This window comes from Marinobacter sp. LM1 (genome assembly GCF_042763285.1).
Lineage (GTDB): Bacteria > Pseudomonadota > Gammaproteobacteria > Pseudomonadales > Oleiphilaceae > Marinobacter > Marinobacter nauticus.
Genome location: NZ_CP114373.1, coordinates 1,358,470 through 1,380,217, shown reverse-complemented (window position 1 = coordinate 1,380,217; position 21,748 = coordinate 1,358,470). Strand labels below are relative to the sequence as shown.

The following is a 21,748-nucleotide window of genomic DNA, read 5'->3' as shown; positions in this document are numbered from 1 at the left end:
TTCCTTGTGAGTCAGATGATTCTGTTTCAGTTAGCCGATACTGTTGATGAGTCTAGCGCCTGACGGCGGTCTCTCATTGGCAACTCTGACAACGCACAACCTGCGTTCAGTCAATACAATAGCTGGAAGATTCCTTACCCTTTAGGCTAATTTGCAAGCAACCAGATACACAAGGAAGAAAACATGTCTGACCTCTACCTCAAACTCGTGAATACCCCGGTGGGAAAAACCGCTGCCCAGTCTCTTGGCCTGCCGTCACCCGCCCCGCTGAAACGTCTCAAGCGGGTCGATCAGCCGTTTATTGAGGGCGATGTCCTCATTGGTGCCGGCAATGGTGCCCGCGCCATCGCCACCCTTGGCAGCATTGTTGGCGCCAGCCCGGCCACCCTGCACCACGCCACCGGGCCGGAAACCCTGGCCGAATCGGCCAAGGCAAGCCCCAAAGCCCGGGCTGTGGAAATCACCGGCGATGTATCCGGAAAGTTTTCAGCGCTGATTTTCGATGCCTCCGGCCTGCAGAAACCGAGCGAACTGCGAGCCTTGTATGACTTCTTCCACCCCACTATCCGCAAACTGGCGACGAATGGCCGGGTTCTGGTGATTGGCCAGGACCCGCACACCTGCCGCAAGGCGCCCCAGGCCGCTGCACAACAGGCACTGGAAGGCTTCGTACGAGCCGTTGGCAAAGAGATCGGCAAAAAGGGCGCTTGCGCGAACCTGGTCTGGATAGCACCCAATGCTGAAAACCAGCTGGATTCCTCGGTTCGGTTCTTCCTGTCGCCACGCTCAGCCTACGTCTCCGGGCAGGTGGTTCGCATCGGCAAAGCCGACGAAGCCAAAGCCACCAATCCGGTCGCACCATTGGCGGGCAAAGTGGCCTTGGTGACCGGCGCGTCCCGAGGCATTGGCGCCGCTATCGCTGAAACCCTGGCCAGAGATGGGGCAACCGTCATCGGGCTCGACATTCCGCCGGCACTCGAGGAATTGCAGAAAGTAACCGGCGCTCTGAAAGGCAAGGCGCTCGCCTGCGACATCACCGATGAAAAGGCGCCAAAGCTGATCGCAGACTTTATCGAAAAGGAAACCGGCGGTGTTGACTTCGTCATCCACAACGCCGGCATCACCAGAGACAAAACCCTAGGCAACATGCCCGAACATTTCTGGGATATGACCATTGCCGTCAACCTGACTGCAGAAGAGCTGATTGACGAGGAACTGGCTGAGCGCAAACTGATGCGGGAAAACGGCCGCATCGTCTGCATTTCTTCGATCAGCGGCATCGCAGGCAATTTCGGCCAGACCAACTACTCCTGCGCCAAAAGCGGCGTGATCGGCTATGTCGAAACCATGGCCCGTCATCTGAAGAACGGCATCACCATCAATGCCATTGCCCCGGGCTTTATTGAGACCCAGATGACCGCCGCCATGCCGTTTACCATCCGTGAGGCCGGTCGACGCATGAACAGCCTGTCTCAGGGCGGGCAACCGGTTGATGTGGCCGAGGCTATCGCCTGGTACTGCAACCCAGCGTCTGCGGGCGTGAACGGGAACGTGGTTCGGGTGTGCGGTCAGTCTCTGATCGGCAGGTAATTCAGAGCAGGTAATTCATGGAGAAGGCCGGCCAGGGGCTACCCTGCGCCGGCCATTTTTTGCTGCGCGCCAAGGGGCTAACAATTTCTACGGACATAAAAAAAGCAGACCATATCGGTCTGCTTTTTAAAATATGGTGGGTGGTGCAGGGATCGAACCTGCGACCCTCGCCTTGTAAGGGCGATGCTCTCCCAGCTGAGCTAACCACCCAGGGTAAGGTGGCGGAGCGGACGGGACTCGAACCCGCGACCCCCGGCGTGACAGGCCGGTATTCTAACCAACTGAACTACCGCTCCGCATTGATTCAGCCTTGCCGAACCTGAACTCTGTTTTGAAAGTGGTGGGTGGTGCAGGGATCGAACCTGCGACCCTCGCCTTGTAAGGGCGATGCTCTCCCAGCTGAGCTAACCACCCACTTTCGCTGCCTTACTCTTTTTCAGGCTCAAAACAGTCACTTGCTGCGCCTGGCGCTTGCTGATTCAGCGTTGCTGTCTCAACCAAGTGAGACGCGCATTTTAAGCATTTCGTTCACTGTGTCAAATGTTTTTCCGAAAATTGCTGAACTTTTTTCCGAGGCGCTCTCAAATGGACATTTATTGATCAAAATCAGAGCGTTGTACTGTCTTGCCCTGTTCAGGGAAGGGCCGTATTTCCGCAGACTTCTGGCCCGCCTGCTGCCCCTTGCTCCTCAGATCCAGCTCACTCACCCGCGCCCGGCGTTCGCCCGGCACCGCCTGGCTGGCAAGCGCCTGGTTAAGCTCATCCAGCCGTTGGCGAGCCTCTCGCCAGGACTCCTCAAGCAACGGGCCAACCTGCCCGGCCAGCTTTTCAATACGCAGCCGGAACGTCTCTTTGAAGGACATTGTTCTTATCTCTCTTCACTACACCATCCCCAGTGTAGACATTGCCTAGAAGATCCACCAGCCTCCCGATTCCGCCTCTTCCCTGCGCTCGCGCTCAAGTTCCAGCTGGGCATACTCCTGCTCCAGCGCCTCCAGTTTGCGATCGGCTTCCAGCGGCACCGTTGGCCCGCCACCGAATGGCCAGAACCAGGAGGCTTCCTCATATTTGCCTTCGTGCTGGAGGCGCTCAATCTCCAGTTCTCGCTCCTGCTCCAGAGCCAGCTTCCGCTTCTCGTAGTCGGTATCTTCGTTAACCTCGACAATCGACGTTGCCGCATGGTTCGGCGCCAGCAAGTCGCTGTTCAGGAACAGCGTGGTCACAATTTCATCAGACTGCATGGCATACTCACGGGTAACCAGCTGCAGATCCCCCGAGGCCAGCGGGTGCTCCGGATCCAGATCCGGATGCGGTCGTGCAGGCTCCGTCAGTTCGTTGTATCTCAGGTAGTAAATCTTGCCGGGCTCCACCTTCAGGGTGGCATCCGCAATCAGGCTCAGACTGAAGGAATTCAGGCCTTCAAGCCCAAGCAACGGCCGACGCATGGCGATGTGCCGTTCGCCCGGACTCACTTCCAGCCAGGTAAAGCTGTTATTGCGGATATTGAAATAGTGTTTGTCGTCAATATAGACGCTGGGAGACTCAATCTCATCCGCCGCCCACTGGGAGTGGGTGCGGTAGAAATACAACAAGGCATTGTTCTGGTCCCACTGATCGGTGTCGATATGCACGAAATCATGGCCAGACACCGGATGCAGAAAGCCACCCACACTCTTGCCAATAGACTGATAAACGGTGCAGCCAGACAACACCAGAAAGCATGCCACGACGGCAGCACTCTTAACGAAAGGCACTCGGATTTTCATTGTTATGCACTCTTCATCCCTTATCGAGTAGGGACGATCATAACAACTGGCCACCACAAGAAATGAGAGCTACCGCAAGGGATGAATACAAACCGTTACATTCACCCCGGCAACCGTTACTGCCCTGAGTTCGACGCCCTGAGCTGATTGACCTCCTCCGACAGGCGCACGAGGCGCGAGGTAAGTTGGGCACGGGAAGCATCGATGGATTCCACGGTCCGGGCCAGTTCTGCCAGCCGATTCCGCAGCGCCTGAACATCACCGGCTCCTGCGAGGCCGTCCGTTCGAGCCTCAACGGAGGACAGCCGGCTTTCAATACCATCGATACCCAGTTTCTGCTCTTGCTCAAACCGGCGGATACGGCTCTCTACCACCTGATCGATATCACCGATCTGCTGACTCAGCCTGGTCAGCTGCGACGTCGCCTCACTATTTGCCAGCTCCAGCGCAGCCACAGACGTCTCCAGCTTCTGGCTCAGTTGGGCGATATCTCCAGCAAACGTGGTACGAACCTGCTCGAGCGTGGTTTCCAGATCTGACACCGATTTGCCGGTCTCGGCCAGATTCTGATCCAGCACCGAGAGCCGCTGACCATGCTCCTCAAGCTGTTTCCGGTTACGCTCATTGGCAACCACCCAGAGCTTGCGGATTTCACTGTTGGCGGTCTCAACCTTTTCCGCATTGGCCGCTATCTTTTCCTCCAGAGAGGCACCCCGCTCCTGCAAGGATTCCCCGGTTTCGGAAAGCTCGCCCTCAAAACGGGCCAGCGCCAGCTTACTTTGCCGCGCCCAGTAATCCGCCTCTTCCAGTTGACTTTCCAGCGCCGCGATGCGCTGACTCTGGCTATACCACCCTGCGCCAGCAGCCACCGCAAGCCCGAGAATCGCTCCCCAGACAAGAACTCGTCCACCACGACCACCGCCTCCGCCAGAGCCCGCAGCTGCACCAGGAGCCTTGGCTTTGGGAGCCCCACGCCCAGGCTCATGCTCTTTACTGGTACGGGGCTTTCGCGCTTCCCCGGCGCCAATCGGGGGTTCTGCTCTCAGCTCATCTTCGTCCGGGCGGATGGGTTCCATTACAGCTCCTGGGAATGGATGGTTTAATCGTATAACCGACGATAATACCTGCAGTTACGGACGGGTTAAAATGAAGGCTTATAAAGAAAGCGCTCAGACAGCCGAACGCCCGGGTTGCCGTGTTGCACGGCAACTGGCCAGAACATACAATGGCCGGCTTTCCAATTATCACAGGACTGTTGCTTATGCAGCCGCTTGTTGGACTCATCATGGGCTCCAAATCTGACTGGCCCACCATGGAACACGCTGCCGATATGCTCGACAAACTCGGCGTGCCCTACGAAACCCGGGTTGTCTCCGCCCATCGCACACCGGATCTGCTTTTTGATTACGCCAAGACCGCGGCCGATCGCGGCCTGAAGGTCATCATCGGTGGTGCCGGCGGCGCAGCGCACCTGCCGGGCATGGTCGCCTCACAAACGTCTTTGCCGGTACTGGGCGTCCCCGTACAATCAAAAGCACTGAACGGGCTTGATTCCCTGCTCTCCATCGTTCAGATGCCCGGCGGCATTGCTGTCGGCACCCTGGCGATTGGCAAGGCCGGCGCTACCAACGCGGGCCTGCTGGCAGCACAAATCGTTGGCACGTTCGACGACAAGGTTCGCCAGGCGGTGGAAGACTTCAGGAAAAACCAGACCCAGACGATTCTGGACAACCCTGACCCCAGGGATCAGTAGCACCAATCCAAAGCCAGGTGAGCGGGCCGGGGAAGACTTTCCAAAACTGTTGAGGGCCAAGGACGGCCCGAAACAAGCGCACAGGGATGTGCTCGTAGCGTGTTTTGGAAAGTCTTCCCCGGCCCGCTCAGGCACCGAAGCAGCTTTCTTTTGATCAGGAGAACCAGATGAGAATCGGTGTACTAGGAGCCGGCCAACTCGGGCGCATGCTGGCCCTTGCAGGATACCCCCTCGCAAAGGAATTTGTGTTCTACGACATGTCCGGCAGCCCCAGCGCTGGTCTAGGGGAAGTCATTGTGGATCGCGACGGCAGCTACCTGGACGACTTCCTCTCCCGCGTCGACCGCGTAACCTACGAATTCGAGCACCTGCCTGTTGAAGTTGCGGAGAAGCTGGCCCAACACAAGCCGGTTCACCCCTGCCCCCGGGCGCTTCAGGTTTGCCAGAACCGGGAGGCAGAGAAAACCCTGTTCGGCCAGCTTGGCATTCCAACGCCGGAATGGAAAATCGCTGATAGCGCCGCTTCCCTGAAAGCCGCTGCCGAGGCACTTGGCTGCCCGGTGGTAGCCAAATCCATCACTGAGGGCTACGACGGCAAAGGCCAGGCCGTCCTGAGAGATCCGGAACAGGCAGAAGAAGCCTGGACCGCCATCGGCCACCCCAGGGTAATCGTGGAGAAGTTCGTTAACTTCAAACGCGAAGTGTCCATCATCGCTGTTCGCGGTGAGGATGGCGATGTGGCCTTTTACCCCATTGCCGAGAACACCCACCACGAGGGCATTCTGCGCTACTCCATTGCCCCGGCACCCGGACTGCAACCCCACATCCAGCAAGATGCTGAAAAGTACATCAAGGCACTATTGAACGAATTGAACTATGTGGGCGTACTGACTCTGGAACTGTTTGAGACCGAGGACGGCCTGGTAGCAAACGAGATGGCTCCACGGGTCCACAATTCCGGGCACTGGACCATTGAGGGTTCCATGACCAGCCAGTTCGAGAATCACGTTCGCGCGGTCAGCGGACACGCTCTGGGCAACGTTCAGGCACGCGGCCTGAGCTGCATGATTAATATCATCGGCGAGCACGGCGACATTGAACGGATACTGGAACTGCCCTACGCTCACCTTCACCTCTACAATAAAGGGGAGCGCCCCGGCCGCAAGCTAGGGCACGTGAACATTCTGGCAGACAGTTATGAAGAGCTGGTCTGGCGGGTCCGGAACTGCGCACAGTTTCTGCCCGGCAGCCCCGAGTTTAAAAGCTCTCTCACAACAAGGGGTTGATTTAACTCAAACCGCCCTTATATTGCGAGAGTGTCAACTCACATAAACAGAGAGAACCAGGGAGAACGACCTCATGGCATTTGAACTTCCCGCACTGCCTTACGAAAAAAACGCACTGGAACCGCATATCTCTCAGGAAACCCTGGAGTACCATTACGGCAAGCATCACAACACCTATGTAACCAAGCTGAACGGCCTGGTTGAAGGTACTGAGAATGCCAACAAGTCTCTGGAAGACATCATCAAGAGCGCCAGTGGCCCGCTGTTCAACAACGCAGCCCAGGTATGGAACCACACCTTCTACTGGCACTGCCTGAGCCCGAACGGTGGTGGTGAGCCCACCGGCGCCGCCAAAGAAGCCATCGAGAAGGCCTTTGGCTCCTTCGAAGACTTCAAGAAAGAATTCAACGACAAGGCCGCCAACAACTTCGGTTCCGGCTGGACCTGGCTGGTGAAAAAAGCTGACGGCAGTGTTGCCATCGCCAACACCAGCAACGCCGAAACCCCACTGACCGGCGCCGACAAGCCGGTACTTACCGTTGATGTATGGGAGCACGCCTACTACATCGACTACCGGAACAGCCGTCCGAATTACCTGGAAGCGTTCTGGAACCTGGTCAACTGGGATTTCGTGAACGAAAACCTGGCCTGATCCAGCCGGAACAACGGTAGGTAGCAACAACCTGACCGTTGACCAAACGCCCGCACGGGAACCCCTGCGGGCGTTTCTGTATCTGAATGCGACGAAACCGAAACAAATCGACACACGCATCCACAAGAAACTCTGAAAAAATCGTCCATACTCCATGAAGTTGAAAGGAATCTGAACCATACTGTCATGTGCCGCGTGATAGATCCTGTCGCAGAGTCCGACAGAACCAATCAGACAGATGAGCCAAGAACAGCGGATGCAAAAAACCTTTGAAGTAGAGAACCACCTCGGATACCGCATTCTCCGATGGGTACTGCTCGTCGCGTTGCTGAGCGGTATTCTGATGAGCGCGGTACAGGTGGTGCTGGATGCAAAGAGGGTATCCGCTGAACTGGAGCGTGATGCGGCCCAGACCCTGGCCATGGTGGAAGACTCCGCCACCCAGGCCGTTTTCAGCATTGATGACACGCTCGCCCAACAAGTGGTGGATGGACTGTTCGCCCTGGAACCCATTCACATGGCCAAAATCACCCACCCCGACGGTGATGAACTGGGTGATCGGCTACGGCCTCTGCAGGACTCCCCGTTTCGCCCTTTAACTGACCCGATATTCGGCCAGGTTCGCGAATACCGCGAGAGTCTCACGCGAGGCAGCAATCCGGATCTTGTCTACGGCTATCTTGAGGTTCACTACGACACCGCCCCCTATGCTCGAACCTGGCTCGGCCGAGCACTGGTGACGTTTGCATCAGGCATCGCCCTGGCACTCATTCTTGGCATCGTACTGTTCGTGGTGTTCCATCTGCTGCTGACCCGCCCGCTGCTGCGCATTGTGCAGTCGGTCAAAAAGGTAGACCCGGCACACCCGGACGATCGCCTGGTTTCGATCCCGGAAGGACACCGGGCCGACGAACTTGGCCTCTGGGTTAACGCCACCAACAATCTGCTCGTAGCCATCGGAGATACCCAGAAAAAACATCGGGAAGCAGAGGACCGGGTCACCCGACTGGCCCGTTACGACACACTGACAGGCCTGCCCAGCCGCGATGCCTTTATGGAAGATCTTCAGGGCGCTATTGAACGAGCCCAGGAAGGCCACAGCTCTATCGCTCTGATGGTCTGCGGTATTGACGACTTCAAATCCGTCAATGAGCAGTGCGGTTTCCGCACCGGCGACACCATCCTTCAAACGGTGGCCAGTCGCCTGACCGCCAACCTCTCATCCGACAGATTCAATGTCGCGCGGCTGGGCAGCGACCAGTTCGTCATTGTTGAGAAACATCTGCGCGATGGATTCCAGGCGGCGGAAACCGCCGAGAAGGTACTCGCTACCATCGGCTCCCCCATCAATTCGGGCAACCACCGGATTTCCATGACCGCCACCCTGGGGATTTCCCTGTTTCCGTCAGATGCCGACCAGGCCGATCGCTTGCTCCAGAGCGCCGAACAAACCATGGCACTGGCGAAGCAGACCGGGCACAACCACTTCCAGTTCTATGTGGCCAGCATCGACAAGGAAATTCGCGAACGCAAACAGATGGAAAAGGACCTGGCCCAGGCCCTCGCAAACCACGAATTCCATCTGGTCTACCAGCCACAGATCAATCTGGAGACCCGGCGCGTTATTGGTGCAGAAGCACTGCTGCGGTGGGAACACCCTGAACACGGCATGATTCCCCCGGACCTTTTCATTCCGGTAGCGGAAGCGAATGGTTCCATCGTCGAGATTGGTCAATGGGTCCTGGATCAGGCTTGCTGGCAGGCCGCTCGCTGGGCATCCGAAGGTACTCACCTCAGAATCGCCGTGAACCTTTCCGCCGTTCAGCTACGCCAGGAATCCATTGTTGACGATATTCTCAACACCCTGAAACGTCATAATATTCCGGCGGGACGCCTGGAACTGGAAGTGACCGAAACCAGCTTTATGACCAACCTCACCGATGCGGTCGCCAAGCTGCATCGGCTGCATCGGGCCGGCATCAGTATTGCGGTTGATGATTTCGGCACGGGCTATTCATCGCTGACCTATCTGAAGCAGATGCCGGTACAGCATCTGAAGATCGACAAGCAGTTCATTCGGGACCTGCTGATCAACGAGGAAGATACCCGAATTGCCAACACCATCATCGACCTTGGCAAGAGCCTGAATCTGACCGTCGTCGCAGAAGGTGTGGAAACAGCAGAGCAGGAGTATTACCTCAGCCAGCGTGGCTGTGCGCTTGCTCAGGGGTATTTCTTCTCCAAGCCCCTGTTACCCAGAGATTTTGAGAATTTCGTACAGACTTTCCACGCCCGGATCGTGGAAAATAACGCCTGAACCTTTAGCCCTTAGGAGTAGTCATGGGAACGACTGTCATCGGTCTTGTCGTAATTGCCGTTGTCATCCTCTACCTGGTGTTTATCTACAACCAGCTCGTCTCTTTGCGCAACCAGTTCAAGAATGGCTTCGCCCAGATTGATGTCCAGCTTCAGCGCCGCCACGATCTGATCCCGAACCTGGTGGAGTCCGCCAAAGCCTATCTGGACCATGAAAAGTCCACCCTGACCCAGGTAATGGAAGCACGCAATAACGCGGTCAGTGCCCAGAAAGATGCCGCCCGTGACCCAGGCGACAGCACCAAGATCCAACGCCTTGGCAGCGCCGAGAACCTGCTGACCAAAGCCCTCGCCAATTTCTACGCCGTGGCCGAGAACTACCCTGAGCTGAAAGCCAACGAGACCATCCAGCAACTGATGGAAGAACTCTCCAGCACCGAGAACCGTGTCGCGTTCGCGCGCCAGGCGTATAACGATGGCGTGATGAACTACAACATCTTCCGCGAGAAGTTCCCTAACAATATCGTGGCCGGCCTGTTTGCGTTCAAGGAAACCGCCCAGCTGCAGCTCGAATCTCCAGAGGCCCGCCAGGCTCCGAAAGTCAGTTTCTGAGGCCTGATTCATGGCGAGCCCCGGTTTCTTCCAGCGCCAGGCCAGTGCCCGGCGCAACACTGGCTTGTTGGTTGTGCTGTTTCTCACCGCAGTCACCCTGATTACTCTGGCGGTCTGTCTGGTGGGTTACATGGTGACCCGCAGCCAGACCTCGGCCCTGCCATTTCATTACTGGCTACTGTCCAGCCATGGCCTGACAACCGCCGGTGCAGTGGTCGCGCTGATTGGCATCGGCTCTCTGGTACGCTGGGTGGACCTCGCCGGAGGCGGCACCCGCGTGGCGCGAATGGTTGGTGCCCGGGCAATTGATCCGGACACCCGCGACCCGGAAGAACGCAAACTGCGCAATATCGTCGAAGAAATGTCGATTGCCAGTGGCGTGCCGGTACCGGAACTCTACGTGATGGACCATGAAACCGGCATCAACGCCTTTGTGGCCGGTTACACCCCAGGTGAAGCGGTGATGGTGGTTACCCACGGAGCCCTGACCCAATTGAACCGGGACGAACTCCAGGGTGTGGTAGGCCACGAATTCAGCCACATCCTCAACGGCGATATGCGCATCAATGTCAGGTTGATCGCCTTGCTGGCCGGTATATTGATGATTGGCCAGATTGGCCAATTTCTCCTGAGGGCTGGCTTCTACAGCAGCGGTCGTAGCCGAAACCGGGACGGCCGGGCACAGGCTGCCATGGGGCTGATCGGGCTGGCCTTGATGGTGATCGGCTATGTCGGCGTGTTCTTTGGCCGGCTCATTCAGTCGGCCGTCTCGCGTCAACGGGAGATGCTGGCCGACGCGTCATCCGTTCAGTTCACTCGTAACCCCGAAGGCATTGGCGCAGCCCTGTTCAAAATCGGGATGAAAGGCGGGTATCTGGACACTACCAGCCATGCCAGCGACATGAACCACATGTGTTTCGGCGAGGCGGCAAGGATGAAATTCACCTCCCTGCTGGCATCCCACCCTCCCATTGACGAACGAATCAACGCCATCCAGCCAGGGCTGATGGCACGCCTGCGCAGCAGGCTACGGGATACCGAACCGGGCTCACGCTTGCAGGGACAAGGCCCCAGTCCGGAAAAGGCAGCCATTGGAGACCTGGTGAGCCAGGTAGTCGAACCCGCTCAAGGCACCCGAAAGTACAGCCTATCGCCTCTGGCAAGCTCCCTGACCAACGAATCTCCAACGGCAGCCCCTACGCTGTCCAGCCGCGTTGGCACGGTTTCCGCGGACAGCGAGCGCTTCGCCGGCAATCTCCTGAAAAAACTGCCATCGACCTTTCGCAACCTGTTATATACCCGGGCTGGAGCCGTTCAGCTTTGCTATGGCCTGGTGATCTACGAACTGACGGACGCCGAGCAAACCGAGAGGCTTGCTCTCATACCAGAGCACTCCGTGCTGGGCGCACAACCCGAGTTGCTTGGCAAACTACTGCCATCCCTAAAGGAACTTGGCGAACGCGCACGTTTTCCAATGCTTGAACTGGCCATGCCGGCGCTGCGAAAGCTCGATCCGGAGGAGCGGGATACCCTTCTTGCAAATATTCAGACGCTGGTTCAGGCGGACAACCGGGTAACCCTGTTCGAACTCGCACTCACCACCTTCCTGTGGCGGCATCTAGGCCGTGGCTCCGGACAGGTCGTGCCCGTAAAATACCGAAGCTTCCGGCAAGTCAAACCCGCCATTGAGCAGGTGCTGAGCCTGTTCGCCCGGGCCGGCACCGAAGCACCGGAAAAGGCTCAAGCGCTCTATCAGGAGGCTATTTCCGGGTTCGGTAACGGAAACGACGAAACCATGCACAGCAAGATCACCATGCAGAACCTGAGAGCTGCTCTGAATGTTCTCAGCAAGCTCTCACCACTGCTGAAGCCTGCCATTATTGATGCCTGCGGACATTGCATCAGCCACGACGGTAAGGTGGAAGTTAAGGAATACGAATTAATGAGGCTGGTGGCGGATCAGCTGGACTGCCCGATGCCGCCACTCTGAGAGCACTCGAAGCACCGCCCCAGTCCTGCTCGCCAGGGCGATGATCAGACAGCGCGGTTATCCACGCTGTCTCGCCAGCACAACTCCCTACTGCCGGCGCCCTTCAAACAGCATATCAACCGACGGATCAGATTCTTCCTGCGGCAAGCCAAGCTTTTCCCGCACTTCCAGGTTCACATCCCAGAGGCGGTTGAACTTTTCAGTGGTCGCCGCCACAGCATCTGCTTTACCCAGCATGATCGTGGGGCGCAGGAAAACCAGCAGGTTGCGCTTAACGCGGGTCTCGGATTCAGAAGAGAACAAGCGACCAAGCACCGGGATATCGCCCAGCAGCGGTACCTTGCTCTTGCTGACCTGGTAATCGTCCTTGATCAGACCGCCCAGTACCACGGTCTCGCCGTCATCCGCCAGCACGGTGGTTTTAATCTCACGTTTGTTGGTGATCAGATCGGACGCACCATCAACGCTGGTTGTGGAAATGTCCTCGGTCGTTTGCTCAACCACCAGACGCACCAGGCCATCTGCACTGATCGTAGGCGTGACTTTCAGCGACAACCCCACATCGCGCCGCTCGATGGTGGTAAACGGGTTGGTGGTCCCGTCTCCGGTCACGGTAGACTGGCCAGTACGGAACGGTACGTTCTGGCCAACGATAATTTCAGATTCCTGATTGTCGAGGGTAATAATGCTGGGCGTAGACAACAGGTTCGCCGCAGAAGAAGAGGACAGTGCCTGAATCAGTAAGCCCCAGGTAACCCCATCCTCATCACGCTGCCCGGCACCAACGGTCAACCCGCCGGCAAGCTGTGGAATGGTGTCGCCCACCAGCGCTCCAATCACCGAGTTCAGGCCAACCATACCCTGGCCACTGGTCAGGTTTGTACCCAGCACCGGAAACGAACCCGCAGACTCATCGCCAGCCGCCAGTTGCACGCCGAGCTGATCGCCCAGCTCATCACTGATTTCCACAATGGCCGCTTCAATCATCACCTGGGCACGGCGCACATCCAGCTGTGCCACAATCTGCTCGGCTTCCTGCATCAGGGAGGGATCCCCCCGGACGACGAGAGCATTCAGACCTTCATCAGCAAAGACTGAAAAGCTGTTGCCCGGATTCCCGGTGGAGCCACCCGAGCTGCCGCCCGCACTGCCCTCTTTCACCACCTCACCCATCACACCCTTGAGTATTTCGGTCAGGGTCTTGGCGTCAGCATGACGAAGACGAATTACTTTGGTGGTTCCGCCACTGGCAGACGGTTGGTCCAGCTGGCGAATCAAACCGCGCATCTTGTCCCGGAAGGTCTCGTCGCCCCGCAGAATCAACCGATTGCTGCGCTCGTCGGCCGTCACGCTGTATTTGCGTGCGGCGTTCTCACCGCCGGCGCGGCCAAGCTCTTCTGGTGCCAGCTCCTGCAGCAGGGTCACCATGTCACCAACCCAGGCTTCCTGCAGCTGAATCACTTCCACTTCGTACTTTGAGGGGCTGTCCAGTTCCCGCACGATCTGCTCAATGCGAGCAATATTAGACGCATGATCACTGACAATCAGGGCATTAGCCGCAGCCACGCCCGCCAGATGGCCGTATTTGGCAACCAGGGGCCGCAGAATCGGAACCAGTTCCAGGGCGTTGGCATTATCAATCTGGATAACACGGGTGATCAGTTGCTCGGAAGGCGTTTGCGGAAACCGGTCCAGATTCTCAGCGGACTGTTTGGCATCGACCTGCTGGACAATCTTGACCACTTCTTCCCCGGGAATCGCAGTAAAACCGTGCACATTAAGCACTGCCAGGAAAAGATCGTAGATTTCGTCCTTGTTCATGGGGGCACTGGACAACACCGTGACCTTCCCTTTAACCCGGGGATCCACCACAAAGCTGTAGCCGGTTATGTCTGCCACCTGGGTGACGAAGGCCCGAATGTCCGCATCCTTGAGGTTCAGCCGCCAGGTTTCTTCCTGCGCCTGCGCCAGCGAGGCCAGCGGCAGTAGAAGCGCAAACATAAATGCCTGGAGGAGGTTGATCTTGTGGTTATACATCTGGCGATATCGTCCTGTTATTTTGAGTACCCTGTCAGCGCCATTGTTCGGGTATGGCGTAACTGACCGTCAGCAGGGTTCCGTCACGTTCAATTTCTATATCCAGCTGAGGCTGGCTGCGCCAACTGTCCAGCAGCTGCTTGTCCTGCTCGATGTCGCCCAGAGGCTGACCGTTCACCGAGGTAATGATATCTCCCGGGCGCAGATTCACGGCGTTCAGCATGGCGTTCGAACCATCATACACATACCCGCCGCGATCCTCCGCAGGTTGCAGACCGTAGGTCGCCAGCGCGGCTACGCCTTCACTGTCCAGCCGTGCTCTGGCGTCTTCCAGGTAGGTATCCGGCGATTCTGCCGCCTGCACAGGTTCTTCCGCAACCAGAGCTCCGGTGTCCATCTGTTCCTCAAACGCCAGGGATTCGTACCTTCCTCCCCGGCGTAGCAGAATTCTTCCAGCTTCGACTTCCGCCAGCTCAGCATTGCCCGGCAACTGGTCGCCAACCCGATAGTATTCGGTTTCGCCGTTACTTCCGGCAACTATAGCACCGGAGTCCTCAGGACGCTGCCCGACTAACACACCCTCCAGCCTCAGGCGCAACCCGGTTTCCGGTGCCGAACGACGCACCACATCGGCCACACCAGCCTGATTTTCCGGTCGCCCGAAGAATTCATAACCGGCGATCGGAGCCCCAGACACGCTGTTACGAGCGTCATTACCGGCGGCCGCCTGCCCAAAGATTTCCGGTACGGGCCGGTCATTCCAGGCGAACAACCAGGTCACTTTGGCAAGCTCGACCGCCAGGTAGAGCACCAGCGCAAGCAACAGCACATTCGCCAATGTACGCGACAAACGCTCCTGACTCCGGACGGACAGCTTCATCATATTACAGCCCTCCGGGCAGCAATGGCTGCCGGACCCGGAATACCACATCACCCGGTCTTGCGGAGTCTGGCCAGGGCTGTTGCGCCAGATCGACCATGCGCTTGTAGACCCGCAGCTCCATCATGCCATCCCAGAGTATGCTCGCATCAGCCGCAGGCCCGCTTGCACCCTGCTCCGCCACTACCAGCGCAACGCCTCCGTCCACGGTGTCCAGATTCGCCTGCATGGGTGGAAACTCAGCCTGGCCAGTCTGATTACCCATCGGCCAGGTAACCGTGCCACCGCCCCAACGCCCAAGCCCGTCTGCTGACTGCAGGCGACCATCAGACCAGGACATCTCGAAGCGATCCACCGACACGGTTCCCTCAATCATGGCGCCACCGCTCTGGCGTATGAGCTGATCAAAATCGGCAACCGCTACCACGCCATTGGCACTGACTTCAAAATTACCCTGCCAACCGGCACTGGCAACCCCTTCCACGCGGGATTGTGATGAAGACACAGAAAATTGCAGCGGTACCGTCAACCCGGACAGTGATGGCCAGCCCAATTGCCACTGCAGACGCGCTGGAAAACCGGCCACAACCACGCCGGCGGCTCCGTCCCACAGGCGGCCGGATACCTGCTGCACCCGAACCTGCTCCGGCAGCTGCACCTCGGCAGATGCCTGCTGCCAGAGCCAGCCAGCCGGAACCAGAACAATCAGCGTGATCCCGTAAACCAGCAGGCCGAGCAACAGCAGCAGAATCACTTTGCCAGGGCCGAGAAAGGATTTTGGTCGGGATTCAGTCATTGCAATTGGCACATTTAAAAACCGGTAGCCGAGTCTAACAAAGCCATTGGGCAAGTTCATGACAAAAAAACGAAAAACCCCGTGCCAGTGTGAACCAGCGCGGGGTTTTTCAGGGGTAGATCGGGCCAGGCCTCAGAAACTGAGACCTGTTCGGGATCTGGTCGGCATTACATCATGCCGCCCATGCCTCCCATTCCGCCCATGCCACCCATATCCGGCATGCCACCGCCGGCTTTCTCGTCTTCCGGCTCATCTGCAACCATCGCCTCGGTGGTGATGATCAGAGAAGCTACGGAAGCCGCTGCCTGCAGGGAAGAACGGGTTACTTTGGCGGGATCCAGGATACCCATTTCCAGCATGTCGCCGTACTGCTCGGTTGCCGCGTTGAAGCCGAAGGAACCTTCGCCTTCTTTTACCTTGGCAACCACCACAGAAGACTCACCGCCTGCATTGAATACGATCTGACGCAGCGGAGCTTCCATGGCGCGACGCAGAATGTTCACACCGGCTTTCTGCTCGTCGTTGATGGCGTCTACCTTGTCCAGAGCCGCAATAGCGCGGATGAGGGTAACACCACCACCAGCTACGATGCCTTCTTCAACGGCAGCGCGGGTGGAGTGCAGAGCGTCTTCAACGCGGGCCTTCTTCTCTTTCATTTCAACTTCAGAGCCGGCGCCCACTTTGATGACGGCGACACCGCCAGCCAGCTTGGCGACGCGCTCTTGCAGCTTCTCTTTGTCGTAATCAGAGCTGCTGTCTTCGATCTGCTTGCGAATCTGCTCAACGCGAGCGCTGATATCAGCCTCGGCACCAGCGCCACCGATGATCGTGGTGTTTTCCTTGGTCACGTTGACACGCTTGGCAGTACCCAGGTCATCCAGAGTGGTGTTTTCCAGGGTCAGGCCGACTTCTTCGGAAATCACCGTACCGCCAGTCAGAATGGCGATATCCTGCAGCATTTCCTTGCGACGGTCACCAAAGCCAGGCGCCTTCACAGCGTTGACTTTCACAATGCCGCGCATGTTGTTGACCACCAGAGTAGCCAGGGCTTCGCCTTCGATGTCTTCAGCAATGATCTGGAGCGGTTTGCCAGCCTTGGCAACGGCTTCCAGCACCGGCAGCAGTTCGCGGATGTTGGAGATCTTCTTGTCGACCAACAGGATGTACGGGTCTTCCAGCTCGGCAGACATGTTGTCCTGGTTGTTGATGAAGTACGGGCTCAGGAAGCCGCGGTCAAACTGCATGCCTTCAACCACGTCCAGCTCGTCTTCAAGGCCACGGCCTTCCTCAACGGTAATGACGCCTTCTTTACCCACTTTTTCCATCGCGTCTGCGATGATCTTGCCGATGGTTTCGTCACCGTTGGCGGAGATAGTACCGACCTGGGCGATCATGCGGCTGTCGTCGCAGGGCTTGGCCATTTCACGGATGGCTTTAACAGCTTCGGCGGTACCTTTGTCGATACCACGCTTCAGGTCCATCGGGTTCATGCCGGCAGTCACGGCCTTGATACCCTCATTTACGATGGACTGGGCCAGTACGGTCGCAGTCGTGGTACCGTCACCAGCAGTTTCGTTGGCCTGGGAAGCGACTTCCTTCACCATCTGCGCGCCCATGTTCTCGAACTTGTCTTTCAGCTCGATTTCCTTGGCCACAGACACGCCGTCCTTGGTCACAGTCGGAGCGCCGAAAGACTTCTCCAGAACCACGTTACGACCTTTGGGGCCCAGTGTTACCTTGACCGCGTCCGCCAGGATGTTAACACCTGCTACCATGCGCTTACGGGCGCTATCACCGAATTTAACGTCTTTTGCTGCCATGTCTTCTATTCCTGTTCGTTAAACCGAAAATTGAACCAATCGGATTAATGAGCGTTCGTGCCTATCGCTGTTGCGATCACTCAAGCACGCCGTAAATATCGTTCTCACTCATGATGAGCAGCTCTTCACCGTCAACCTTCACGGTGTTACCGGCGTACTGACCGAAGACCACGGTGTCACCCACCTTGACCGCCAGTGCACGGGTTTCGCCGTTATCCAGAATGCGGCCATTACCCACAGCGATCACTTCGCCCTGGGAAGGCTTTTCTTTGGCATTACCCGGCAGCACGATGCCACCCGCAGTTTTCTCTTCTTCTTCCTTACGGCGTACGACAACACGATCGTGTAGCGGACGAATTTTCATTGCTCTGTTTCTCCAATAGTCAGATTAATGTGGCAATGACAATTGCATGTTAAAAATGTCTGGCCGGAGACCCGGACCCGACAAATTGCCCCGGCATCCAAGCCACTGATAGACAGCGGTTTTCAGCCTGAAGCGAATCTGTGCTGTGTTAATGGGGTTGAGCGAAAGGTTTTCAACACCCGCAACGAAAAAAAATTTACTTTTTTTCCTGCTCATCCTGATCAGACTGCCCCTGCTGGAGCTGGCCCCTATCAGTCCGGGTCTGATCCTGGTACTCGCCTTCAATGATGTTGCCGTTGGCATCACGATCGAATGGTCGCTGCTGGCCAAATGGGCCTTGCCCGAAGGGCCCTGCACCGCCTCCGGCGCTGAAAAAGAAACTCCGGCCGTGATTCTGCCCCGACACCGTCATCCGCTTCAGCGCCTGCGATGCCAGCCAATGTCGCGAGCCCGGCAACAAACACAGAAAGCCGAAGGTGTCGGTGATAAACCCCGGCGTGAGCAACATGGCGCCACCGACCGCAAGAACCAGCCCCTCGGCCACTTCTTTTGCCGGCAACTCACCGCTGTTGAGCCGTTCATTCGCCCGCAACAAGGTCGCCAGCCCCTGCTGGCGCAGCAACCAGGCCCCGATTACAGCCGTCAGAAACACCAGCCCTACCGTATTCAACACGCCGATAACGCTACCGACCTGAATCAATACCGCCAGTTCGGCAATGGGCATAACGATGAAAAGAAAAAAGAAAACGGGCAAAATGCCTCCCCATAAAAACGATGCAGACACACAGAGAACGTAAAACACCTCTGAACTTAATTAGGGCAAACCATGAAACTTCAAGATTCTGTTATCGCAATCACTGGTGGCGGCCAGGGCCTCGGCCGCGCAATGGCTGAATACCTGGCAGCCAAAGGCGCCAGGCTGGCACTCATCGACCTGATGGAAGACAAGCTGGCTGAAGCCGCTGAGGCCTGCAAACTGGCCGGTGGCGACGCCAAAACCTATGTCTGTAACGTCGCCAAAGAAGAAGACGTTGAGACAACCTTTCAGGCAATCATCAATGACTTCGGCCACCTCAACGGCCTGGTGAACAACGCCGGCATCCTGCGCGACGGCCTGATGGTGAAATTCAAGGACGGCAAGCTCGAGAAGCGCATGGAACTGGCCCAGTGGCAGTCCGTGATCGACGTTAACCTCACCGGCGTTTTCCTGTGCGGCCGGGAAGCGGCCACCCGCATGATCGAAAACGGCGACCAGGGCGCGATCATCAACATCGCCTCCATCTCCCGCGCCGGAAACATGGGCCAGAGCAACTACTCCGCCGCCAAAGCCGGCGCATCTGCCCTGGTGCCAGTGTGGGCCAAAGAACTCGCCCGCTACGGCATCCGCTGCATGGGCATCGCCCCAGGGTTTATCGAAACCGAAATGACGGCCTCCATGAAGCCCGAAGCCCTGGAGAAAATGACCGCCGGCATCCCCCTGAAACGCATGGGCAAGCCAGAGGAAATCGCCTCAGCGGTAGCGTTTATCTTCGAGAACGACTACGTTTCTGGCCGCATGATCGAGGTGGACGGCGCCCTGCGCCTGTAACCCGGCCAATACCGGAGCTCTGAATGAACGAGTCCGAAAAGGAACCGACAAAGGAGCAGAAAATCTGGCAGGTAGTGGCCGCGATTCCGAAAGGGAAAGTGGCCAGCTACGGTCAGGTAGCCGCCATGGCCGGCCTCGGACGCCAGGCGCGTTTCGTTGGCCGGGCCCTGGGCAAACTGCCCGCCGGCCACTGCATTCCCTGGTATCGGGTTATCCGGAGCAACGGCCAGATCGCCTTTCCTGAAGGCACGGAAACCTGCCAGCTTCAAACAGAGAAACTGAGGCTGGAAGGGGTGGAAGTGTATAAAGGAAAGGTAAAGATGAAGGACTTTCAGTGGCAGCCTTGAGCCGAACACCCAAGGCTGCCACCGGACTAACAAAGACTCAGATCAAACCGCCTTGGCGGCAATGATCTTGTCGTGCCACTCAACCGGGCCGGTCTGGTGCACGGAACTGCCACGGGAATCCACGGCTACGGTTACCGGCATTTCTTCCACCTCAAACTCATAGATGGCTTCCATACCCAGCTCTTCGAAGGCCACCACCTTGGCGCCCTTGATGGCCTTGGAGACCAGGTATGCAGCACCACCCACCGCCATCAGATACACTGCGCCGTGCTTCTTGATGGCGTCGATGGCAACCTGGCCACGCTCGGCTTTGCCGATCATGCCAGTCAGGCCGGTTTTTTCCAGCATGGTGTCAGTGAATTTGTCCATGCGGGTTGCAGTCGTGGGGCCGGCGGGGCCAACCACTTCTTCGCGTACGGGATCAACCGGGCCCACGTAATAGATGAAGCGGCCTTTCAGATCCACCGGCAGCTCTTCACCGCGCTCGATCATATCCACCATCTTCTTGTGGGCCGCATCACGGCCGGTCAGCATCTTGCCAGACAGCAGAACGGTTTCACCCGGTTGCCAGTCTTTCACGTCTTCCGGAGTTACAGTGTCCAGATTCACACGGCGAACATTCTCGCCTACTTCCCAGGTGATTTCCGGCCAGTCGTCCAGGCTCGGCGGGGTCTGCAGGGACGGGCCCGTACCATCCAGCACAAAGTGTGCGTGGCGGGTTGCTGCGCAGTTCGGGATGATCGCCACCGGCTTGTTGGCCGCGTGGGTGGGGTAATCCTTGACTTTTACATCCAGAACGGTGGTCAGGCCACCCAGTCCCTGAGCGCCGATGCCCAGCTCGTTCACCTTCTCGAACAGCTCCAGGCGCAATTCCTCGGCACGATTGGAGGCACCGCGGGCCTGCAGATCGTGAATATCGATCGGATCCAACAGAGCCTCTTTCGCCAGCTCCATCGCCTTCTCAGCGGTACCACCAATACCAATACCCAGCATGCCAGGCGGACACCAGCCGGCACCCATCTGCGGCACCATCTTCAACACCCAGTCCACGACCGAGTCGGACGGGTTCAGCATGGCAAACTTGGACTTGGCTTCAGAGCCACCGCCCTTGGCTGCCACGTGCACGTCTACGGTGTTACCGGGCACCATCTTGTAGTGAATGATGGCCGGGGTGTTGTCCTTGGTATTCTGGCGCTTGCCGTCAGGATCAGCCAGCACAGAGGCCCGCAGGACGTTATCCGGATGGGTGTAGGCGCGGCGTACACCTTCGTTGATCACATCGTCCAGCGCCATGTCGCACTCGAACTTCACATCCATACCGATGTTCACGAACACGGTGACGATACCGGTGTCCTGACAGATCGGGCGATGGCCCTGGGCACACATGCGGGAGTTGATCAGAATCTGGGCCATGGCATCCTTGGCCGCCTGGGACTCTTCCTTCTGGTAGGCCTCGTACACGGCCTGAATGAAATCCTTCGGGTGATAATAGGAAATGAACTGCAGCGCATCGGCTACGCTTTCGATCAGGTCGTCCTGGCGGATCACGGTGGTCATAGTGGCCTCATCAGCTTTCTGATTATCGGAAGTATGCGGAGCCACCAAAGCAGCCCCCTGCTTGTATAAGGAAGCGAGAGTTTACCAGAAATTCGACACAGCGGTTGATGCGACAGAAGGCGCAAATGCTATGTACGCCAGCGAAAATAGCTATGACGGTAAAACCAATTCGCAACAATTTGTTAAAACAGGCATTACCCGGTCACTGGAACTCGACAAACCGCGGACCGGCCACTATTTTTGATTGAGGGCCACTCCAAGGGTGCGAGGAGGGTTTCCAGACGCAGAATCACACTTTTGGCTGATCAACACTTGCTACTCTGTCGCTATAGTCGAAGCTACAGAAATTGGCTTTTAAGTGCTGGCTACAATTTCAGACAACCAACAAATCAGA

Annotated in this window: 19 protein-coding genes and 3 tRNA genes; 9 read left to right on the top strand and 13 right to left on the bottom strand. The window is 57.4% G+C overall.

The features are described 5' to 3' along the window. The first annotated feature begins 183 nt into the window (after positions 1 to 183). Positions 184 to 1,590 carry a 3-oxoacyl-ACP reductase gene (locus OZ656_RS06520; RefSeq protein WP_278349938.1) on the top strand — a complete coding sequence of 469 codons (1,407 nt, stop codon included), beginning with the start codon at positions 184 to 186 and terminating at the stop codon, positions 1,588 to 1,590. Between the two features lie 134 nt (positions 1,591 to 1,724). On the opposite strand, the gene OZ656_RS06515 is transcribed toward OZ656_RS06520, so the two are convergent. The 6 genes from OZ656_RS06515 to OZ656_RS06490 form a co-directional block, all read right to left on the bottom strand. Further along, positions 1,725 to 1,800, bottom strand: a tRNA-Val gene (locus OZ656_RS06515). Positions 1,801 to 1,809: 9 nt separating this feature from the next. Next, a tRNA-Asp gene (locus OZ656_RS06510) sits at positions 1,810 to 1,886 on the bottom strand. Between the two features lie 42 nt (positions 1,887 to 1,928). After that, positions 1,929 to 2,004: transfer RNA gene (locus tag OZ656_RS06505), tRNA-Val, on the bottom strand. A 179-nt stretch (positions 2,005 to 2,183) separates the two neighbouring features. After that, positions 2,184 to 2,453, bottom strand: coding sequence for a hypothetical protein (locus OZ656_RS06500; protein WP_278349937.1), 270 nt, complete (start codon positions 2,451 to 2,453; stop codon positions 2,184 to 2,186). Between the two features lie 45 nt (positions 2,454 to 2,498). Then, the gene (locus OZ656_RS06495) at positions 2,499 to 3,356 is read right to left on the bottom strand and encodes a DUF2846 domain-containing protein (RefSeq protein WP_278349936.1); all 858 of its coding nucleotides are present in this window, start codon (positions 3,354 to 3,356) and stop codon (positions 2,499 to 2,501) included. Positions 3,357 to 3,472: 116 nt separating this feature from the next. Beyond that, positions 3,473 to 4,432 carry a hypothetical protein gene (locus OZ656_RS06490; RefSeq protein ID WP_278349935.1) on the bottom strand — a complete coding sequence of 320 codons (960 nt, stop codon included), beginning with the start codon at positions 4,430 to 4,432 and terminating at the stop codon, positions 3,473 to 3,475. A 185-nt stretch (positions 4,433 to 4,617) separates the two neighbouring features. Between OZ656_RS06490 and purE the strand changes: the two genes are divergently transcribed. The 6 genes from purE (at position 4,618) to OZ656_RS06460 (ending at position 11,965) form a co-directional block, all read left to right on the top strand. After that, positions 4,618 to 5,109, top strand: a complete 492-nt coding sequence (purE, locus tag OZ656_RS06485; RefSeq protein WP_011785495.1) for a 5-(carboxyamino)imidazole ribonucleotide mutase — start codon at positions 4,618 to 4,620, stop codon at positions 5,107 to 5,109. Positions 5,110 to 5,276: 167 nt separating this feature from the next. Further along, the gene (locus OZ656_RS06480) at positions 5,277 to 6,395 is read left to right on the top strand and encodes a 5-(carboxyamino)imidazole ribonucleotide synthase (protein WP_278349934.1); all 1,119 of its coding nucleotides are present in this window, start codon (positions 5,277 to 5,279) and stop codon (positions 6,393 to 6,395) included. Positions 6,396 to 6,468: 73 nt separating this feature from the next. Further along, positions 6,469 to 7,047, top strand: coding sequence for a superoxide dismutase [Fe] (gene sodB, locus OZ656_RS06475; RefSeq protein WP_011785497.1), 579 nt, complete (start codon positions 6,469 to 6,471; stop codon positions 7,045 to 7,047). Positions 7,048 to 7,303: 256 nt separating this feature from the next. After that, positions 7,304 to 9,364 carry a bifunctional diguanylate cyclase/phosphodiesterase gene (locus OZ656_RS06470; protein ID WP_022991646.1) on the top strand — a complete coding sequence of 687 codons (2,061 nt, stop codon included), beginning with the start codon at positions 7,304 to 7,306 and terminating at the stop codon, positions 9,362 to 9,364. Positions 9,365 to 9,387: 23 nt separating this feature from the next. Continuing rightward, a complete protein-coding gene (locus OZ656_RS06465; protein WP_226597131.1) occupies positions 9,388 to 9,975 on the top strand; it encodes a LemA family protein in 588 nt (195 codons plus the stop codon). A gap of 10 nt (positions 9,976 to 9,985) precedes the next feature. Further along, complete coding sequence (locus tag OZ656_RS06460) at positions 9,986 to 11,965, top strand: M48 family metallopeptidase (protein WP_222447787.1); 1,980 nt, start codon at positions 9,986 to 9,988, stop codon at positions 11,963 to 11,965. An 87-nt stretch (positions 11,966 to 12,052) separates the two neighbouring features. Here OZ656_RS06460 and gspD read toward each other — a convergent pair whose 3' ends face one another. From gspD to OZ656_RS06430, 6 genes are all read right to left on the bottom strand, one after another. Beyond that, positions 12,053 to 14,002, bottom strand: a complete 1,950-nt coding sequence (gspD, locus tag OZ656_RS06455; RefSeq protein ID WP_278349933.1) for a type II secretion system secretin GspD — start codon at positions 14,000 to 14,002, stop codon at positions 12,053 to 12,055. Between the two features lie 34 nt (positions 14,003 to 14,036). Then, positions 14,037 to 14,885, bottom strand: coding sequence for a type II secretion system protein N (locus OZ656_RS06450; protein ID WP_278349932.1), 849 nt, complete (start codon positions 14,883 to 14,885; stop codon positions 14,037 to 14,039). Between the two features lies 1 nt (position 14,886). Then, the gene (locus OZ656_RS06445) at positions 14,887 to 15,678 is read right to left on the bottom strand and encodes a type II secretion system protein N (RefSeq protein WP_278349931.1); all 792 of its coding nucleotides are present in this window, start codon (positions 15,676 to 15,678) and stop codon (positions 14,887 to 14,889) included. 167 nt (positions 15,679 to 15,845) lie between these two features. Next, entirely contained in the window at positions 15,846 to 17,498 is a 1,653-nt protein-coding gene (groL, locus tag OZ656_RS06440) for a chaperonin GroEL (protein WP_014421008.1), read from the bottom strand. 76 nt (positions 17,499 to 17,574) lie between these two features. Further along, entirely contained in the window at positions 17,575 to 17,862 is a 288-nt protein-coding gene (gene groES, locus OZ656_RS06435) for a co-chaperone GroES (protein WP_011785505.1), read from the bottom strand. Positions 17,863 to 18,058: 196 nt separating this feature from the next. Continuing rightward, positions 18,059 to 18,616, bottom strand: a complete 558-nt coding sequence (locus OZ656_RS06430; RefSeq protein WP_278349930.1) for an FxsA family protein — start codon at positions 18,614 to 18,616, stop codon at positions 18,059 to 18,061. Positions 18,617 to 18,688: 72 nt separating this feature from the next. Here OZ656_RS06430 and OZ656_RS06425 point away from each other — a divergent pair, with 72 nt between their 5' ends. Together OZ656_RS06425 and OZ656_RS06420 are read left to right on the top strand one after the other, a co-directional pair. Then, positions 18,689 to 19,450: an SDR family oxidoreductase gene (locus OZ656_RS06425; protein WP_278349929.1), complete on the top strand. Its 762-nt coding sequence runs from the start codon at positions 18,689 to 18,691 to the stop codon at positions 19,448 to 19,450. 23 nt (positions 19,451 to 19,473) lie between these two features. Beyond that, positions 19,474 to 19,797 carry an MGMT family protein gene (locus tag OZ656_RS06420; RefSeq protein WP_011785508.1) on the top strand — a complete coding sequence of 108 codons (324 nt, stop codon included), beginning with the start codon at positions 19,474 to 19,476 and terminating at the stop codon, positions 19,795 to 19,797. 42 nt (positions 19,798 to 19,839) lie between these two features. Here OZ656_RS06420 and OZ656_RS06415 read toward each other — a convergent pair whose 3' ends face one another. Then, entirely contained in the window at positions 19,840 to 21,354 is a 1,515-nt protein-coding gene (locus tag OZ656_RS06415; RefSeq protein WP_011785509.1) for a fumarate hydratase, read from the bottom strand. Between the last annotated feature and the right edge of the window lie 394 nt (positions 21,355 to 21,748).

Excerpts from the sequence above, each read along its gene's own strand:
- OZ656_RS06520 (WP_278349938.1), top strand. The coding sequence starts at position 184 with ATGTCTGACCTCTACCTCAAACTCGTGAATACCCCGGTGGGAAAAACC.
- OZ656_RS06500 (WP_278349937.1), bottom strand. The coding sequence starts at position 2,453 with ATGTCCTTCAAAGAGACGTTCCGGCTGCGTATTGAAAAGCTGGCCGGG.
- OZ656_RS06495 (WP_278349936.1), bottom strand. The coding sequence starts at position 3,356 with ATGAAAATCCGAGTGCCTTTCGTTAAGAGTGCTGCCGTCGTGGCATGC.
- OZ656_RS06490 (WP_278349935.1), bottom strand. The coding sequence starts at position 4,432 with ATGGAACCCATCCGCCCGGACGAAGATGAGCTGAGAGCAGAACCCCCG.
- purE (WP_011785495.1), top strand. The coding sequence starts at position 4,618 with ATGCAGCCGCTTGTTGGACTCATCATGGGCTCCAAATCTGACTGGCCC.
- OZ656_RS06480 (WP_278349934.1), top strand. The coding sequence starts at position 5,277 with ATGAGAATCGGTGTACTAGGAGCCGGCCAACTCGGGCGCATGCTGGCC.
- sodB (WP_011785497.1), top strand. The coding sequence starts at position 6,469 with ATGGCATTTGAACTTCCCGCACTGCCTTACGAAAAAAACGCACTGGAA.
- OZ656_RS06470 (WP_022991646.1), top strand. The coding sequence starts at position 7,304 with ATGCAAAAAACCTTTGAAGTAGAGAACCACCTCGGATACCGCATTCTC.
- OZ656_RS06465 (WP_226597131.1), top strand. The coding sequence starts at position 9,388 with ATGGGAACGACTGTCATCGGTCTTGTCGTAATTGCCGTTGTCATCCTC.
- OZ656_RS06460 (WP_222447787.1), top strand. The coding sequence starts at position 9,986 with ATGGCGAGCCCCGGTTTCTTCCAGCGCCAGGCCAGTGCCCGGCGCAAC.
- gspD (WP_278349933.1), bottom strand. The coding sequence starts at position 14,002 with ATGTATAACCACAAGATCAACCTCCTCCAGGCATTTATGTTTGCGCTT.
- OZ656_RS06450 (WP_278349932.1), bottom strand. The coding sequence starts at position 14,885 with ATGATGAAGCTGTCCGTCCGGAGTCAGGAGCGTTTGTCGCGTACATTG.
- OZ656_RS06445 (WP_278349931.1), bottom strand. The coding sequence starts at position 15,678 with ATGACTGAATCCCGACCAAAATCCTTTCTCGGCCCTGGCAAAGTGATT.
- groL (WP_014421008.1), bottom strand. The coding sequence starts at position 17,498 with ATGGCAGCAAAAGACGTTAAATTCGGTGATAGCGCCCGTAAGCGCATG.
- groES (WP_011785505.1), bottom strand. The coding sequence starts at position 17,862 with ATGAAAATTCGTCCGCTACACGATCGTGTTGTCGTACGCCGTAAGGAA.
- OZ656_RS06425 (WP_278349929.1), top strand. The coding sequence starts at position 18,689 with ATGAAACTTCAAGATTCTGTTATCGCAATCACTGGTGGCGGCCAGGGC.
- OZ656_RS06420 (WP_011785508.1), top strand. The coding sequence starts at position 19,474 with ATGAACGAGTCCGAAAAGGAACCGACAAAGGAGCAGAAAATCTGGCAG.
- OZ656_RS06415 (WP_011785509.1), bottom strand. The coding sequence starts at position 21,354 with ATGACCACCGTGATCCGCCAGGACGACCTGATCGAAAGCGTAGCCGAT.